Annotated in this window: 16 protein-coding genes, 1 pseudogene and 1 riboswitch; all 17 genes and pseudogenes read left to right on the forward strand. The window is 53.4% G+C overall.

Going from position 1 to position 14686, the window contains the following annotated elements:
* Positions 1–101 precede the first annotated feature (101 nt).
* Positions 102–818: a tRNA threonylcarbamoyladenosine dehydratase gene (locus FZ041_RS01280; protein WP_439653956.1), complete on the forward strand. Its 717-nt coding sequence runs from the start codon at positions 102–104 to the stop codon at positions 816–818.
* A complete protein-coding gene (locus FZ041_RS01285; RefSeq protein ID WP_075442166.1) occupies positions 815–1777 on the forward strand; it encodes an NAD(P)H-dependent glycerol-3-phosphate dehydrogenase in 963 nt (320 codons plus the stop codon). The genes FZ041_RS01280 and FZ041_RS01285 overlap by 4 nt, the downstream gene beginning before the upstream one ends.
* Before the next feature lie 162 nt (positions 1778–1939).
* On the forward strand, positions 1940–2428 hold the full coding sequence (locus FZ041_RS01290) for a CarD family transcriptional regulator (protein ID WP_075442164.1): 489 nt from the start codon (positions 1940–1942) through the stop codon (positions 2426–2428).
* A 203-nt stretch (positions 2429–2631) separates the two neighbouring features.
* Entirely contained in the window at positions 2632–3789 is a 1158-nt protein-coding gene (locus FZ041_RS01295; RefSeq protein ID WP_075442162.1) for a PIN/TRAM domain-containing protein, read from the forward strand.
* Positions 3790–3835: 46 nt separating this feature from the next.
* Positions 3836–4825 (forward strand): sugar-binding transcriptional regulator, encoded by a 990-nt coding sequence (locus FZ041_RS01300; RefSeq protein WP_149188329.1) that lies wholly within the window; start codon positions 3836–3838, stop codon positions 4823–4825.
* Between the two features lie 254 nt (positions 4826–5079).
* Positions 5080–5457, forward strand: a pseudogene (locus FZ041_RS01305) (NAD(P)H-dependent oxidoreductase); the annotation flags it as partial.
* Between the two features lie 120 nt (positions 5458–5577).
* Positions 5578–6330, forward strand: a complete 753-nt coding sequence (gene ispD, locus FZ041_RS01310; protein ID WP_149188277.1) for a 2-C-methyl-D-erythritol 4-phosphate cytidylyltransferase — start codon at positions 5578–5580, stop codon at positions 6328–6330.
* 27 nt (positions 6331–6357) lie between these two features.
* Positions 6358–6834 (forward strand): 2-C-methyl-D-erythritol 2,4-cyclodiphosphate synthase, encoded by a 477-nt coding sequence (ispF, locus tag FZ041_RS01315; protein ID WP_075442156.1) that lies wholly within the window; start codon positions 6358–6360, stop codon positions 6832–6834.
* A gap of 34 nt (positions 6835–6868) precedes the next feature.
* Positions 6869–8299 carry a cysteine--tRNA ligase gene (gene cysS / locus FZ041_RS01320; RefSeq protein ID WP_149188278.1) on the forward strand — a complete coding sequence of 477 codons (1431 nt, stop codon included), beginning with the start codon at positions 6869–6871 and terminating at the stop codon, positions 8297–8299.
* Positions 8296–8784, forward strand: a complete 489-nt coding sequence (locus FZ041_RS01325; RefSeq protein ID WP_075442152.1) for a Mini-ribonuclease 3 — start codon at positions 8296–8298, stop codon at positions 8782–8784. Before cysS ends, FZ041_RS01325 begins: the two co-directional genes overlap by 4 nt.
* A gap of 3 nt (positions 8785–8787) precedes the next feature.
* A complete protein-coding gene (gene thyX / locus FZ041_RS01330) occupies positions 8788–9480 on the forward strand; it encodes an FAD-dependent thymidylate synthase (protein ID WP_075442150.1) in 693 nt (230 codons plus the stop codon).
* Positions 9480–10364: a 23S rRNA (guanosine(2251)-2'-O)-methyltransferase RlmB gene (gene rlmB, locus FZ041_RS01335; protein ID WP_255449191.1), complete on the forward strand. Its 885-nt coding sequence runs from the start codon at positions 9480–9482 to the stop codon at positions 10362–10364. The genes thyX and rlmB overlap by 1 nt, the downstream gene beginning before the upstream one ends.
* A 3-nt stretch (positions 10365–10367) precedes the next feature.
* Complete coding sequence (locus FZ041_RS01340; protein WP_149188279.1) at positions 10368–10898, forward strand: NYN domain-containing protein; 531 nt, start codon at positions 10368–10370, stop codon at positions 10896–10898.
* Positions 10899–11054: 156 nt separating this feature from the next.
* Entirely contained in the window at positions 11055–11804 is a 750-nt protein-coding gene (sigH, locus tag FZ041_RS01345; RefSeq protein ID WP_075442267.1) for an RNA polymerase sporulation sigma factor SigH, read from the forward strand.
* Positions 11805–11887: 83 nt separating this feature from the next.
* Positions 11888–12017, forward strand: a riboswitch (molybdenum cofactor riboswitch).
* Positions 12013–12807, forward strand: coding sequence for a molybdate ABC transporter substrate-binding protein (gene modA / locus FZ041_RS01350; protein ID WP_149188280.1), 795 nt, complete (start codon positions 12013–12015; stop codon positions 12805–12807). Its footprint overlaps the riboswitch before it by 5 nt.
* 1 nt (position 12808) lies before the next feature.
* Complete coding sequence (gene modB, locus FZ041_RS01355; RefSeq protein WP_075442144.1) at positions 12809–13480, forward strand: molybdate ABC transporter permease subunit; 672 nt, start codon at positions 12809–12811, stop codon at positions 13478–13480.
* On the forward strand, positions 13471–14520 hold the full coding sequence (locus FZ041_RS01360) for a sulfate/molybdate ABC transporter ATP-binding protein (RefSeq protein ID WP_149188281.1): 1050 nt from the start codon (positions 13471–13473) through the stop codon (positions 14518–14520). Before modB ends, FZ041_RS01360 begins: the two co-directional genes overlap by 10 nt.
* Positions 14521–14686 lie beyond the last annotated feature (166 nt).

Consider the following 14686-nt stretch of genomic DNA (forward strand, 5'->3'; position numbering starts at 1 on the left):
TAATGGATACAGGATTCCAGGCAAGGAAACAGAAAGGAACGGATACATTGGGTAATTTAGGCAGATTCTCCCGTACGGAGCTGTTATTGGGAGAAGCGGGAATGAAGAAACTGGCTGAGGCAACCGTAGCGGTATTTGGCGTGGGCGGTGTCGGCTCCTTCGTGGCGGAGGGACTGGCCCGGGCTGGTGTCGGGCATCTGGTGCTGATCGATAACGATCTCATCTGCTTGACGAATATCAACCGCCAGATCCATGCGACCTCGAAAACGGTAGGCAAGCCGAAGACGCAGGCCATGAAGGAGCGCATCCTCGACATCAATCCGCAGGCAGTCGTGGATACGATCGAAGATTTCTACCTGCCGGAGAATGCGGAGAAGTTTTTCCAGCAGCATTATGATTATGTGGTCGATGCCATCGACACGGTGACAGGCAAGATAAATCTTGTGCTGCAGTGCCGTGAGCTGCACATCCCCATCATCTGCAGCATGGGAGCTGGCAACAAGCTCGACCCGACGAAGTTTGAGGTGGCAGACATCTACAAGACGAGTGTCGATCCGCTCGCACGCGTGATGCGCAAGAAGATGAAGGAGCATCATGTCAAGAAACTCAAGGTGGTCTACTCGAAGGAGAAGCCGCTGGCGGTAAGACCGGGGGGTTGCGGCAAAGCCTGTGTGTGCCCGCCAGGCAGTGCCAATAACTGCGCGGCGAAACGCGCTGTACCGGGCAGCATCTCATTTGTACCATCGGTAGTAGGTCTTATCATCGCCGGCGAAGTCGTCCGTGACCTCACTGGAGCGAAAGTGGAGGTATCAGCATGAAGGTAACAGTTCTCGGCTGTGGCCGTTGGGGTACGTTCCATGCCTGGTATGCAGATCATATCGGCCATGACGTGCTTCTCTGGGGCCGCAAAGGCTCGAAGCATCTGCAGGAACTGAAGGAGACCCATAAGAATGAATATCTGGAACTGCCGGAGCGTGTAGCTTTGACCGATGACATCGAGGCGGCACTGGCGTTCGCGGATACGATCGTGATTTCCATCAGCAGCCAGCAGCTGCGTAGCTTCGTCGGTGAGCTGGCTGCACTGGGGCTGGCGGGCAAGCGCTTTGTGCTCTGCATGAAGGGGCTGGAGATCGGCACAGGCAAGCGGCTGACGACGGTATTCCGCGAGGCGGCTGGCGAAAACATTCCTGTGGCCGTATGGGTTGGCCCGGGACATGTGCAGGACTTCACGCGGGGTATCCCCAATTGCATGGTCATCGCTGCAGCTGATATGCAGCTGACGAAGGAACTCGTCGAGGCCTTTTCCAGTCCGCTGATCCGTTTCTACTATGGGGAGGATCTGCTCGGTACCGAGATCGGCGCGGCGGCAAAGAATGTCGTCGGTCTGGCGGCAGGAATGCTCGATGGCTTTGGCTATGGCAGCTTGAAGGGAGCGCTGATGGCCCGGGGGACACGGGAGCTGTCGCGTCTCATCGAGAAGATGGGTGGCGATAAGATGACGGTGTATGGCTTGTCCCATCTGGGGGACTATGAGGCGACGTTGTTTTCGCCGCATAGCAACAACCGCCGGTTCGGTGAGGACCTGATCACGGGCAAGCCGTTTGCCAAGCTGGCTGAGGGTGTCTATACGGTGGAGGCGCTGATGGATCTGGCGCGTGAATACCGGGTGGAGCTGCCGATCTGTGAGACGGTCTATGAAATCGTGCACAACCACCAAGATCCGAAGGATCAGCTCACCCAACTGTTCATGCGCAGCACGAAATCAGAGCTGGCATGAGTCCAAATGATATTTTGTGACACGGTTCCCTTGACGATATAGTTCTTATATGTTAAAATTTAAAATTTAACTTTTGAAATAATGCAGCAACCATGCTATAATAAAAACGCAGGTAAATTGAGATGTGCCAACTTGACCATTGTGTCCTGAGGGGGTGTGTGTTTGCTGCAGGTAGGAGATAAGGTAGTCTATCCGATGCATGGAGCCGGTGTGATCGCTGGGATCGAAAACTGTGAAGTGCTCGGAGAAGGGAAGTCGTACTATGTCCTTCAAATGCCGCTGGGCAACATGAAGGTGATGATTCCGACGGATAATGTGGACAATATCGGTCTGCGGGATGTTATCTCCATGGCGAAGGTAGATGAGGTACGTGATGTACTTGAGGACAAGCCGGAACGGGCATCAGGAAGCTGGAACAAACGCTTTCATGCCAATCTTGACCGGATGAAGAGCGGCGACATCTGCGATGTAGCAGCGGTTGCCCGCAACTTGATCCTGCAGGACCGGCAGCGAAAGATTTCTTCCGGAGAAAGGCGGCTGCTGGATCTGGCCAAACAGATCCTGGTCAGCGAGCTCGTCTATGCCTGTGGCAAAACACCGGAGGAAGTGGAGGGCTGGATGGAAGAGATCCTGTCACATAACCTGCACTGACGGGACGAAGATGTCTGGCATGAGGAATTGCGCATGAGTGGGATCTTGCTTGTGTACAATTCCTCTTTTTTGTCTTATGGGGATGGCGTCTCGATAAAGAATTAAAATCTTTTGAGAATTCACTGTGTTGGTTGACAGTACCCCGTGGGATTGTCTATACTGACCTTATAGCTATATCTTATAGGAGAAAGGAGGTGGAGAAGATGCTGGATCGTGTATTGCGCTTTTTTATCACCTTGTTCATGGCTATTGCCGGTGGTGCCCTGCTGAATCTGGCGGCACCGTTGTTGACGAGCTTCATCAGCACGGAAATCCTCAAGGCGGATATGGGCTGGTTCAAGCTGACCTTCGCTGGACTGGTGTGCATCCTGCTCGGCGCTGTGATTGGCGGCATCGTAGGTTTCATCCTGTCGTCGTATTTCATCCGTCAGCTCAAGCGTTTCTCGGCCTGGGTAGAAGTGCAGCTGAACAAGATGCCAATCCATGATGTCATCGCCGGTGTAGTGGGATTGTTTCTCGGACTCATAATTGCTAATCTATTGGGCTATGCCTTTTCCAAGATTCCGGTTGTCGGTGAGTACATACCAGTCATTTTCAGCATTGTCTTTGGCTATCTGGGCATCACGCTGACGATCCGCAAACGCAAGGATCTGACGGGTATGTTCGACTTCATCCAGAAGCTCACCAAGGCAGTGTCCAAGAATCCTGAGCAGGCAGCTGCGGCCAAGGGCAAACAGCCTGCTGCGCCTGCCGAGGCAAAGCCGCAGCAGCAGTACAAGCTGCTGGATACCAGCGTCATCATTGATGGCCGCATCGCTGATATCTGTGATACGGGCTTCATCGAGGGGACGCTTCTGATTCCGGTCTTCGTGCTGGAGGAGCTGCAGCATATCGCCGATTCGTCGGATGCACTCAAACGCACGCGTGGCCGCCGTGGCCTGGATATCCTGCAGCGCATCCGTCAGGGGACGCGCTGCAAGGTCGAGGTGACGAATGTTGATTTTGACGATATCACCGAGGTGGACTCCAAGCTTGTACGCCTGGGGCAGCAGGTCGGCGGCAAGATCATCACCAACGATTTCAACCTCAACAAGGTTGCTCAGCTGCGTGGTGTCGAGGTGCTCAATATCAACGAGCTGGCCAATGCCGTGAAACCGGTTGTGATCCCGGGCGAGGCTATGGAAGTGACCGTAGTCAAGTCGGGCAAGGAGCAGGGACAGGGTGTTGCCTATCTCGATGATGGCACGATGATCGTCATCGAGGGTGGCCAGCGGTTCATGAATGAGACGATTGCCGTTGAAGTCACGTCGGCGCTGCAGACTGCAGCCGGCCGCATGATTTTTGCGAAACCGAAGAATTGACAGAATATGGTAAGCGGGAGGAACTGTGTGGTTCCTCTCTTTGCTTATGGAGAGGCTGGACGATCGAATGAAGAAATTGGTGGATGACAAACGGTTGATTTTCAAATGTTGCAGTTTGTATTATCTCGACGGCCTGGGGCAGAAGGAAGTGGCGGATGCACTGGGGATATCGCGCCCGACAGTCTCCCGGCTGCTGCAGCTGGGCAAGGATACAGGCATCGTGAAGATCGAGGTGCTGAATCCTGACAACACGAATTATGGCCAGATGGAGCGCGAACTCGAAAAGAAATTCTCGCTGCAGGAGGTCATCATCGTCGATTCTATGCCGTTAGAGCAGGGGACACGTAACATAAACTCGGAGATTGGCAGCGCGACGCTGGAATACCTGTCGCGGATCTTGAAGGATGATTATTTCGTGGGTGTCAGCATGGGGCTTACGATACAGAATATCGTCCGCTCGGAATACCGTCTGGAGAAATCCTGCAACTGCACCTTCGTGCCGCTGATCGGCGGTGTCAGCGACAGCCGGATGGATATCCATTCCAACTATCTGGCGCGTGAGTTCGCCGAGCGCTTTGGCGGCAAGAGCGTCCAGTTCTTTGCCCCGGCACTGTTTTCGCGCAAGGACGTCCTGGAGGGCTTCATGGAGGAACGTTCGAACCGGAAGGTCACGAACATGTATACCTCCCTCGATGTGGTCGTCATGGGAATCGGCGTATTGGACCCTGCCCATTCCACCCTGCTGCAGGAAGGCTATATCGACCAGTCCTTGATGCAGGAATTCCTGGGCAAGGGGGCTGTGGGCGATATAGCTCTGCGCTACTTCGACGCCGATGGCGGTGCGGATGCGTTCAGCGACTTCAATGAACGTGTGGCCGGTATCTCCTTGCGGCGTCTTGCCCAGGTGCCGCGGCGCATCGGTGTAGCCTGCGGCAAACCGAAGATTGCCCCGGTGCTTGGTGCAATCCGCGGCCGCTATATCAATATCTTGATTACCGATGCCGAGTGTGCGGCTGGTCTGCTGGCGAGTGAATGATAAGAGAAAACAATATAGGCGCTAGGTAATGCCATCAATGGATAAATGTTCATTGATGGCATTTGTTCGTTGTGAGAATAAATGTAAAAATAAAATTGTCGCAGAATTCAACACTTTTACAAACGTTCAATATAAACACGGTTGTAAAAGTGTTTACTTGATGTTATAATTTGAATTGTCAAAAGACAATAACAAACACAATGAAACATAAATAATTATGAACGAAAAAAGGAGGCAATGATGGATTTTAGTTTTGGACGTATCATCTCTGCAATCTTGAGACGCCGCTTACAGTGGCAAAGGCTATCATCGATCATGAGCCGACCATCATTCCCCTGGCTGGCCCTGTCAGTGAGTGCATTACAGTAGCGAAGCGCGATCTCAAGGCTGGCGAATATATCGATGGCATCGGCGGCTATACGACATATGGCTCGATTGCAACAGCAGAAGAGACCTATGCCAAAGGCTATGTGGTTTATGGCCTTATCAATAAGAAGACACGGATGCTCAAGGATGCAAAGAAGGGTCAGCTGCTCACGCTGGATATGGTGGAATTGGATACGACGACACAGCTCTATCAGACGCGCAAGCTGCAGGATCAGATGTACAACAATGGATATGCCCTGAAATAAAGAAAAGATAAATCTCATAATCCTCCGGGAAAATCCAGCTCAGTCAAGGGCTGGATTTTCTTTTTTTCTGCTTTTGTAGTATGATATAAAAGATAAATATACTGGGAGGATTGTATAGATATGGTAACAGCAGTTTTTCCTGCTGCCGGACAGGGACGGCGCATGAATGTCGGCATGAATAAAGTTTTTTTGGAACTGGCCGGCAAGCCTATCCTGGTACATACGCTGCTGCGTTTTTCGGCATCGGCAGAGATTGACAATCTGGTTGTCGTCGTTGCGGAGGAGGATGTATCGTCCATCCGCAGGCTGCTGAGCCATGTTCCGGGACTCAAGCCATTTCAGGTGGTAGCCGGGAGTACGGAACGCCAGTATTCGATTGCCAACGGCCTGGCTGTCGTGCCTGCGGAAGCGGATATCGTCCTGGTCCATGATGCAGCGCGCCCGCTTACGAGTGTCGCGACCATCGATGGCGTCGTGCAGGCTGCCCGTGAAGCAGGCGGCGCCGTTGCCGCCGTGCCAGCCAAGAGCACGATCAAGCTCGTCGACAATGATGGCGTGGTCGTGAAGACGCCGCCGCGCGACAAGGTCTGGGAGGTGCAGACCCCCCAGGGCTTCCGCAAGGATATCCTGCTGGCGGCTTATCAGAAGGCCAAAGAGGACGGTTTCTTGGGAACCGACGATTCCAGTCTGGTGGAGCGCTTGGCGGCACCTGTCAAGGTGGTGGCCAGCGATTACAAGAACATCAAGGTCACGACGCCGGAAGATCTCTTGATTGCTGAGATGTTCCTGAAAGAGGAAGGCGATGGCCTGCGGGGCATGGTGAAGCAGACGCTCCAGAAGACGAAGGAAAAGATGAAGAAACATTTGCATTGATATTTATATAGGAAAGAAGGCGTTATCGTGACTAGATTTGGTATGGGCTATGATGTGCATCGTCTCGTGGAAGGACGCAAACTGATCATCGGTGGTGTGGAGATCCCGCACACCTTGGGGCTGTTGGGGCATTCGGATGCGGATGTACTGCTGCATGCGATTTCGGATGCGCTGCTCGGTGCAGCCGCGCTCGGCGACATCGGCCGCCACTTCCCCGATACAGATCCGCGTTTCGAGGGAGCGGACAGCTTGAAGCTCCTCGGCCATGTTATGGAGCTGCTGCGTGAAAAGGGCTATGAGGTCGGCAATGTCGATGCGACCATCGTAGCGCAGAAACCGAAGATGAAGGATTTCATCCCGCAGATGAATGAGAATATCGCCCGGGTCCTCGGCGTGACGCTTGACCAGGTCAATGTCAAGGCGACGACGGAGGAGAAACTGGGCTTCACGGGTACAGAGCAGGGGATTTCGGCGTATGCCGTCGCCGGCATCGAGAAAGCCTGAGCTGGCCAGCAGATAGATATTGGAGGAAAAACGAATGCTGAAAGTTTATAATACGATGTCCCGCAGCAAGGAAGAATTCAAACCGCTCAAAGAAGGCGAAGTGAGCATTTACTGCTGCGGTGTTACGCCCTATAATCATCCGCATATCGGCAATGCACGTCCGTTCGTGACCTGGGATGTCATCCGCCGTTATTTTGCGAAAAAGGGCTATAAGGTGCATTACATCCAGAATTTTACGGATGTTGATGATAAGATCATCAATACGGCCAATAAGGAAGGCGTGCAGTGGAGTGACATTTCCGGCCGCTATATCAAGGCATATTTTGAGGCGATGGATGCGCTCAACGTCAAGCGCGCGGATGTCTATCCGCGGGTCAGCGAGACGATTCCCGATATCATTGCGATGGTACAGAAACTTATCGACAATGGCTATGCCTATGCAGTGGATAACGGAGATGTGTTCTATAGCGTAGAGAAATTTGCTGGCTATGGCAAACTCAGTGGCCGCAAACTCGAGGATATGCAGGCTGGTGCGCGCATCGAGGTCGATACGCGCAAGCATCATCCGATGGATTTTGCTCTCTGGAAATCGGCTAAACCGGGGGAGCCAAGCTGGGACAGCCCGTGGGGCAAGGGACGCCCAGGCTGGCATATCGAGTGCTCGACGATGTCGCTGAAGTACCTCGGTGAGCAGTTCGACTTCCATGGTGGCGGCAGTGATTTGATTTTCCCGCATCATGAAAACGAGATTGCCCAGTCGCAGGCCTGCATCGGCGATGAGCACAGTTTTGCCAAGTACTGGCTGCACAATGGCTTCATCACGATTCATAATGAAAAGATGTCCAAGTCGAAGAATAATTTCTTTACGGTCAAGGACATCCTGCAGGAATATCCCGGTGAGGTCGTGCGATTCTTCATCTTGCAGACGCATTACCGCAGCCCGCTGGATTTCAGCGATGAGCGCCTCAAGGAAGCGCAGACGAGCCTGGCGCGCCTGCAGCAGTCCAAAGCCTTTATGGATGAACTGCTGAAGAAGGAAGGCGCTGCGGATACGGCCAAGGATCTGGTGGCAAAAGCCGAGGAATACCGTAAGGCGTTCTATGAGGCCATGGACGATGATTTCAATACGGCACTGGCCATCAGCCAGTTGTTTGGCCTGTCGAAGGACATCAACATCTACTACCAGGATGTCATGAACAAGGGGGCAGACTACGATGCCGCAGGCTTTGCACGTGTCAGCGAGATCTATCTCGAGATGGCTGCGATCATTGGCATCTTTGAGCAGGAAGAGGCAGCTGCTGACGATGGCCTTACCGATAAGCTTATGGAACTCATCATCAGCATCCGTCAGGATGCCCGCAAGGAGAAGAATTGGGCTATTGCCGACAAGATCCGCGATGAGCTCAAGGAAGTGGGTATCGTCATTGAAGATACGCCGAATGGGGCACGGTGGAAAAAGGCATGAAGTTTGAACATTTTCAGAAACTCGTCGATATGATGTTTGAGCCCGATGGGGATGGCGGTATCCTGCAGCGTTACAGCGATGTGGATGTCAAGCAGCTCAATCCGCTGGTATTGGCCTATGTCGGCGATGCATATTTCCATCTCTATGTCCGCACCCGCCTGCTCTCCTATGAACAGTGCAAGGTGCAGGCACTCCATTCCTTCAGTGCCCAGATCGTATCGGCTGTCTGGCAGGCCAAGGCCTATCGGGGCATCGAAGCGATGCTCACGGAGGAAGAAAAGGGGATCTATCGCCGTGGGCGCAATGCCAAAAGCCATGCACCACGCAGTGCCAGCGTAGCTGAGTATCACGCCAGCACCGGCTTTGAGGCGCTGCTGGGCAGCCTCTACCTGTCGGAGCAGAATGAACGGCTCTACGAATTGGCGGAGGCCTCGTTCCAGGTGATTTCAAAGGCTATGATGAAGGAAATAAGGAGCAAAAGATAATTTATGATAAAAGTCAAGTTGTTGGAATACACGCCGAATCCGGAGCATGTGGTGGCGATGGCGGCCCGCCTTTGCTACTCTTCGGCCGGGGCTGAGGAGCTGGCCGAGAAAATCAGCGACGAAAAGGCCAAGGAAATGGTGCGCAAGATGGTGACGCTGGGGCATGGCTCGACGATTGAGCATGTCACGTTCACGTTCGGTATCGAAGGCGTCAGCCGGGTGCTTACGCATCAGTTAGTCCGTCACCGCATTGCGTCGTATGACCAGCAGTCCCAGCGCTATGTCGCGGCGCATGGCTTCGAGTACATCACGCCGCCGACGATTGCGGAAAAGCCGGAGGCCAAGGCGAAGTATGAGGCACTGCTGGCCGAGATCCGCAAGACCTACGATGAGCTTACGGAGATGGGGGTGCCCAAAGAGGATGCCCGGTATGTGCTGGCCAATGCCACGGAGACGAAAATCCTCGTGACGATGAATGCGCGGTCGCTGCTGCACTTCTTCAACCTGCGCTGCTGCAACCGCGCGCAGTGGGAAATCCGTGAGATGGCTTACAAGATGCTGGCTGAGGTCAAGAAAGTGGCACCGACGCTGTTCCACAATGCTGGTGCGAGCTGCGTGAATACAGGACGCTGCCCGGAAGGGGCCATGACCTGTGGCAAGTTCCAGGAGATGCTGAAGCTGCGGGAGAAGGATTGATGATGAAAGAATTTAGCGATAAGAAGAAAAAGCCGTTCCGCAATGGCAAGAATCGGCAGGAACACGCAGAGAAGCGTGAGAGCGGCAAGCGCCGTGAACCGCATGAGCGCAAGGCTGCCCCAGCTGCAGTGCGGGAACTTCCCGACGATGTGCTGATTGGCCGCAATGCGGTAACCGAAGCTTTGCGTGCTGGCCGTGGCATCAATAAAATCCTGTTGGCTGATGGGGATAAAGAAGGATCTGTCAGTGAAATCCTTGCGCTGGCAAAGGAACGTGGCATTGTTACGCAGTTTGTCGAGCGCAGCAAGATTGAAGCTGTAGCTGGCGGTCTGCGCCATCAGGGCGTTCTGGCTTATGTGGCACCTGTAGCTTATGCGGAGCTTGAGGATATCCTCAAAGCGGCGGCTGAGAAGGGCGAAGCACCGTTTTTACTGCTGCTTGACGAGCTGGAAGATCCGCACAATTTGGGCGCACTTCTGCGTACGGCAGATGCGACGGGTGTTCATGGTGTGCTGATTCCGAAACGCCGCAGTGTGCCGCTTACGGCTACGGTAGCTAAGACGTCGGCTGGGGCTATCGAGTATGTACCAGTCGCGCGGATTGGCAACATTGCGCAAACACTCAAGAAACTCAAGGAGCAGGGCTTTTGGGTAGCCGGAGCGGATATGGATGGCAGCCAGAATTACTATGAGGCCGATTTGACTGGGCCGCTGGTCTTAGTGGTCGGCAGTGAGGGCCGCGGTATGAGCCGCTTGACGAAGGAACAGTGCGATTTCATCGTGCAGATGCCGATGGTGGGCCGGATCAATTCGCTCAATGCATCGGTGGCTGGTTCCATCCTCATGTATGAGTCCATGCGGCAACGCTTAGTGAAGAAAGGCTGATTTATGAGCAGGAAAAGGGAGTATTATATCGTTGATGGCTACAATGTCATCAATTCCTGGCCAGAACTTATCCGCCTGCGTGCCGAGCTATCCGAGGCCAGGGACCAGCTGGTTCACCAGCTGGCCGAATACGGAGCCTATGAAAAAATCGATATCACCATCGTGTTTGATGCGATGTTCACAGATGATGATGAACATCGGGAAAAAGTCAATGACCATATGGAGCTGATCTATACCGGCGAAGGAGAGACGGCTGACAGCCGCATCGAGCGCCTGGCTTATGAGATGGTCCGTGCTGGCAAGGAGGTCCATGTCGTGACTTCTGACAGTGCAGAGCAGAGCGTGATTCTTGGTGCTGGTGCATTCCGTATTCCTTCGTCGGAATTCAGGAAAAATGTAAGACGAACCAAGAAGAATCTGCAGAAAGAGTATTTGGGTCATGTGACGCTGCCCGTCACCCGCTTGGAGGTTGAGGATCGTTTGGATCGCGAAACCGTCAAGAAATTGGATATATTGCGCAAATCCCATCAATAAGGAATTAAATTTTTGTTTTCGAAGCGAAAAACGATAAGATGGGGGAAAAAAGTCCTAGAGGAATCCTTGACGCTTACAACAAAGAGGGAGTATAATTTTCTTATCAAGGGAAGCAAGAGAATGAAAACGGGGGTTTTCAGCAAAGGGGAAAGTGCGATGGAAGCAGAACCGACTACAGAACTTTTTAGCGAAGAATTATATGGGGAATTCGCTGATCTTACGGACGAAGAGATTTTATTAGCCATAAGAGATAAGGATGACAAGGTCGCACTTGATTATCTCATCAACAAGTACCGGAATTTCGTACGGGCAAAGGCAAGATCATACTTCCTGATTGGAGCAGATCGCGAGGATATCATCCAGGAGGGCATGATTGGCTTCTATAAGGCAATCCGTGACTTCCGCAATGATAAGCTGTCTTCGTTCCGTGCATTTGCGGAGCTTTGTGTGACGCGTCAGATTATCACGGCTATCAAGACGGCTACCCGTCAGAAACACATTCCACTGAATTCGTATATTTCGCTGAACAAGCCGATTTATGACGAGGATTCAGATCGTACCTTGCTGGATGTGTTGTCTGGTGCCAAGGCTGCCGATCCGGAAGATCTCGTCATCAGCCGGGAAGAGTTCATTGATATCGAGAAGAAGATGGAAGAGATTCTGTCGGATCTTGAGTGGAAAGTGCTCATGAGTTATCTCGATGGCAAGTCCTATCAGGAGATTGCGGAAGATCTTGACCGGCATGTCAAATCCATCGATAATGCTTTGCAGCGCGTGAAGCGCAAGCTTGAGAAGTATATGGAGAACCGTGGCGATGAAATCGATATCAGTACGGTCTACCGTGGCCTCAGCTCCATTAATCGCCGTTTGCGCGGTGTCACAGATGATGACGGACTGATTCATTGATAACAGCATAGAAATCCTGCCCAGGGGGGCAGGATTTTTTTGTGTGATGTTTCATATAGTTTTTTGGCTTGTTTTGCCGTATAATGATAACGTAACTCCGAGCAAAAGCATCTAAGGTCATGCGCTATGATGCTGCGCCTGGGTAATACCCACAGGGGAGCACAGGAAACCGCGCTCCCTTCCGTTTTGAAAAGGAGGAAAATAACGGATGAAAAAGATTCTGGTAGTGATCATGGCGATGGTGGTGGCTGTCCTGGCCGGTTGTGGCGGCCAGCCCGCAGCGAAAGAAGCGTCATCTCCGGGGGCTGAGAAAGTCGAGCTGCATGTGGCAGCCGCAGCGAGCCTTACCGATGTCATGAAAGAGCTGGTGGCAGGTTATGAAAAAGAGCATCCGGATGTCAGGATTGTCTGCAATTTCGGCAGTTCGGGTGCTTTGCAGCAGGCAATCCAGAATGGCGGGGAGACGGACTTGTTCTTCTCGGCTGCGCAGAAGCAGATGGATGCGCTGGAAAAGGATGGCCTGCTGGCAGCAGGGACGCGCCGCGACCTGCTGCAGAACGAGGTGGTGCTCGTCGTACCCAAAGAGGGGGGCAGGGACATCACAGCCTTCCCGCAGGTCACCGGGGCAGACATCAAGCACATCGCTTTGGGAGAACCAAAGGGCGTGCCGGTAGGCCAGTATTCGGAGGAAGTCTTCACGAAGCTCGGGATTCTTGACGCTGTGAAGGCGAAAGCTGTCTATGGTTCCGATGTCCGCCAGGTGCTTTCCTGGGTTGAAACGGGCGAGGCTGAGTGCGGTGTGGTCTATGCTACCGATGCAGCAGTATCGGATAAGGTGCGGGTCGCAGCCAAGGCACCAGCAGATACGCATAAGCCGATAATCTATCCGGCCGCCGTCCTCAAGGACGCCAAGCATATGGAGGCAGCAAAGGAGTTTTTGGCCTTCGCTGCGAGTGACGCGAACAAGAAGGTATTCGAGAAATATGGCTTCGAGGTAAAATGATATGGAATTATCACCGCTGATCATCACGCTGGAGACAGCTGGTGCGGCGACGGTGGTAACGTTCTTTGCAGGCATTGGCCTGGCTTTGCTGGTGGTGCGCATGAACCGCTTCAAGGGCCTGGCTGATGCCATTATTACGTTGCCGATGGTGTTGCCGCCGACCGTTGTCGGCTTCTTTCTGTTGTTGTTTCTGGGCAAGCGCAGCAGTGTCGGGAGATTCCTGCTGCAATGGGATATCTCGCTGGTATTCACTTGGCAGGCAGCTGTCATCGCGGCTGTGGCCGTATCGCTGCCGCTGATGTACCGGACGGCGCGCGGAGCCTTTGAGCAGCTCGATCCGAATATCATCCATGCGGCGCGGACGCTGGGCGTGTCCGAATGGCGCATCTTCTGGCACGTCCTCGTGCCGAATGCGCGCTCCGGGATATTGGCGGGGCTGGTGCTGTCGTTTACGCGCGCCCTGGGCGAATTCGGGGCGACAATCATGTTCGCGGGCAATATCCCGGGCAAGACCCAGACGATGAGCACGGCCATCTATGCGGCAGTACAGGCCAATGATTACGATCTGGCCTTTGACTGGGCGCTGGTGATCGTTGTTTTCTCGCTGGTCTTTGTCCTGTTGATGAATTGGTGGATAGCCCGCAGCAATAAGGGGGCAGCGATATGGAATTGATAGTGAGTATCCGCAAGCAGCTGCGCAGCTTCATGCTCAAGGCGGACTTCACGGCCCGTGATGAGGTCTTTGCCTTGCTGGGGGCCTCGGGCTGTGGCAAGAGCATGACGCTCAAATGCATTGCCGGCATCGAGACGCCGGACAGCGGACGGATCGTACTCAATGGGCGTGTGCTCTACGATAGCGGGCAGGACATCAATCTGAGCCCGCAGCAGCGCCATGTCGGGTACCTGTTCCAGAATTACGCCCTATTCCCGAATATGACGATCCGGGAAAACATCCGCTTTGTGGCTGGCGGGACACCGGCAGACAAAGAGGAAAAGGTGCAGGCGAATCTCGTCCGCTTCGGACTGACGGAGCTGGCCGATGCGTATCCGCGGGAGCTCTCAGGCGGCCAGCAGCAGCGGGCGGCCTTTGCCCGCATCCTGGCGGCTGATTCAGAGCTGCTGCTGCTGGATGAACCCTTTTCGGCGCTCGATGGCTACCTCAAATGGCAGCTCGAGCTCGAGCTGGGGAAAGTGTTGCAGGCATATCATGGAGCGGCTCTGCTGGTCTCCCATGACCGCGGCGAGGTCTACCGTTTGTCTGACAGGGCGGCTGTCATCAGCCAGGGGTGTATGGAGCCGGCGCAGGAAACAAAAGAATTGTTTCGCCATCCGCAGACGCTGGCAGCTACACTTTTGACTGGCTGCAAGAATGTTTCGCCAGCGCGCAAGATCGATGCGGGCCATATCCAGGCAACGGAATGGGATCTTACACTGGCTGCAGCTGCGGACGTGCCGGATGATATCCATTATGTGGGTGTGCGTGCACATTTTTTGGAATTGCGCACGGCGCCGGGCGAAAATACGTATCCATTGGAAGTCGTGCAAGTTATAGAGGATGTGTTTTCCTATTTACTGATGGTGCGCAGGCGAGGGAGCCAGGGAAAGGCTATCCGTTGGGAGCTTGCCAAGGAGACTTGGGAGAATTGCCAGCGGCAGAGTGGGGCGTTATATTTTCATATTCCACTGGAAGCGATTATGATTATGCAAGGCTAAAAAGAAAAATTGTAACAATGAACCAAAATTTTTGCGTTTTGTTGTAACACTTGTTTCCAAAAGAGTGCGGCATATTGTCTGAAAACGGAGGAGATATTACTATAAATATATAGTTTGTGTAGTTTTTCTACAACTATAACATAGCGGAATTATGCGCTCTCCCCTT

This window comes from Pseudoselenomonas caprae, from assembly GCF_008271345.1.
Lineage (GTDB): Bacteria > Bacillota > Negativicutes > Selenomonadales > Selenomonadaceae > Selenomonas_A > Selenomonas_A caprae.

Bases quoted from the DNA above. Each gene is read 5' to 3' on its own strand.
- FZ041_RS01285 (WP_075442166.1), top strand. From the start codon at position 815: ATGAAGGTAACAGTTCTCGGCTGTGGCCGTTGGGGTACGTTCCATGCC.
- rlmB (WP_255449191.1), top strand. From the start codon at position 9,480: ATGATGAAAGAATTTAGCGATAAGAAGAAAAAGCCGTTCCGCAATGGC.
- modB (WP_075442144.1), top strand. From the start codon at position 12,809: ATGGAATTATCACCGCTGATCATCACGCTGGAGACAGCTGGTGCGGCG.
- FZ041_RS01325 (WP_075442152.1), top strand. From the start codon at position 8,296: ATGAAGTTTGAACATTTTCAGAAACTCGTCGATATGATGTTTGAGCCC.
- modA (WP_149188280.1), top strand. From the start codon at position 12,013: ATGAAAAAGATTCTGGTAGTGATCATGGCGATGGTGGTGGCTGTCCTG.
- thyX (WP_075442150.1), top strand. From the start codon at position 8,788: ATGATAAAAGTCAAGTTGTTGGAATACACGCCGAATCCGGAGCATGTG.
- FZ041_RS01360 (WP_149188281.1), top strand. From the start codon at position 13,471: ATGGAATTGATAGTGAGTATCCGCAAGCAGCTGCGCAGCTTCATGCTC.
- FZ041_RS01340 (WP_149188279.1), top strand. From the start codon at position 10,368: ATGAGCAGGAAAAGGGAGTATTATATCGTTGATGGCTACAATGTCATC.
- ispD (WP_149188277.1), top strand. From the start codon at position 5,578: ATGGTAACAGCAGTTTTTCCTGCTGCCGGACAGGGACGGCGCATGAAT.
- sigH (WP_075442267.1), top strand. From the start codon at position 11,055: ATGGAAGCAGAACCGACTACAGAACTTTTTAGCGAAGAATTATATGGG.
- FZ041_RS01280 (WP_439653956.1), top strand. From the start codon at position 102: ATGAAGAAACTGGCTGAGGCAACCGTAGCGGTATTTGGCGTGGGCGGT.
- FZ041_RS01295 (WP_075442162.1), top strand. From the start codon at position 2,632: ATGCTGGATCGTGTATTGCGCTTTTTTATCACCTTGTTCATGGCTATT.
- cysS (WP_149188278.1), top strand. From the start codon at position 6,869: ATGCTGAAAGTTTATAATACGATGTCCCGCAGCAAGGAAGAATTCAAA.
- FZ041_RS01300 (WP_149188329.1), top strand. From the start codon at position 3,836: ATGGAGAGGCTGGACGATCGAATGAAGAAATTGGTGGATGACAAACGG.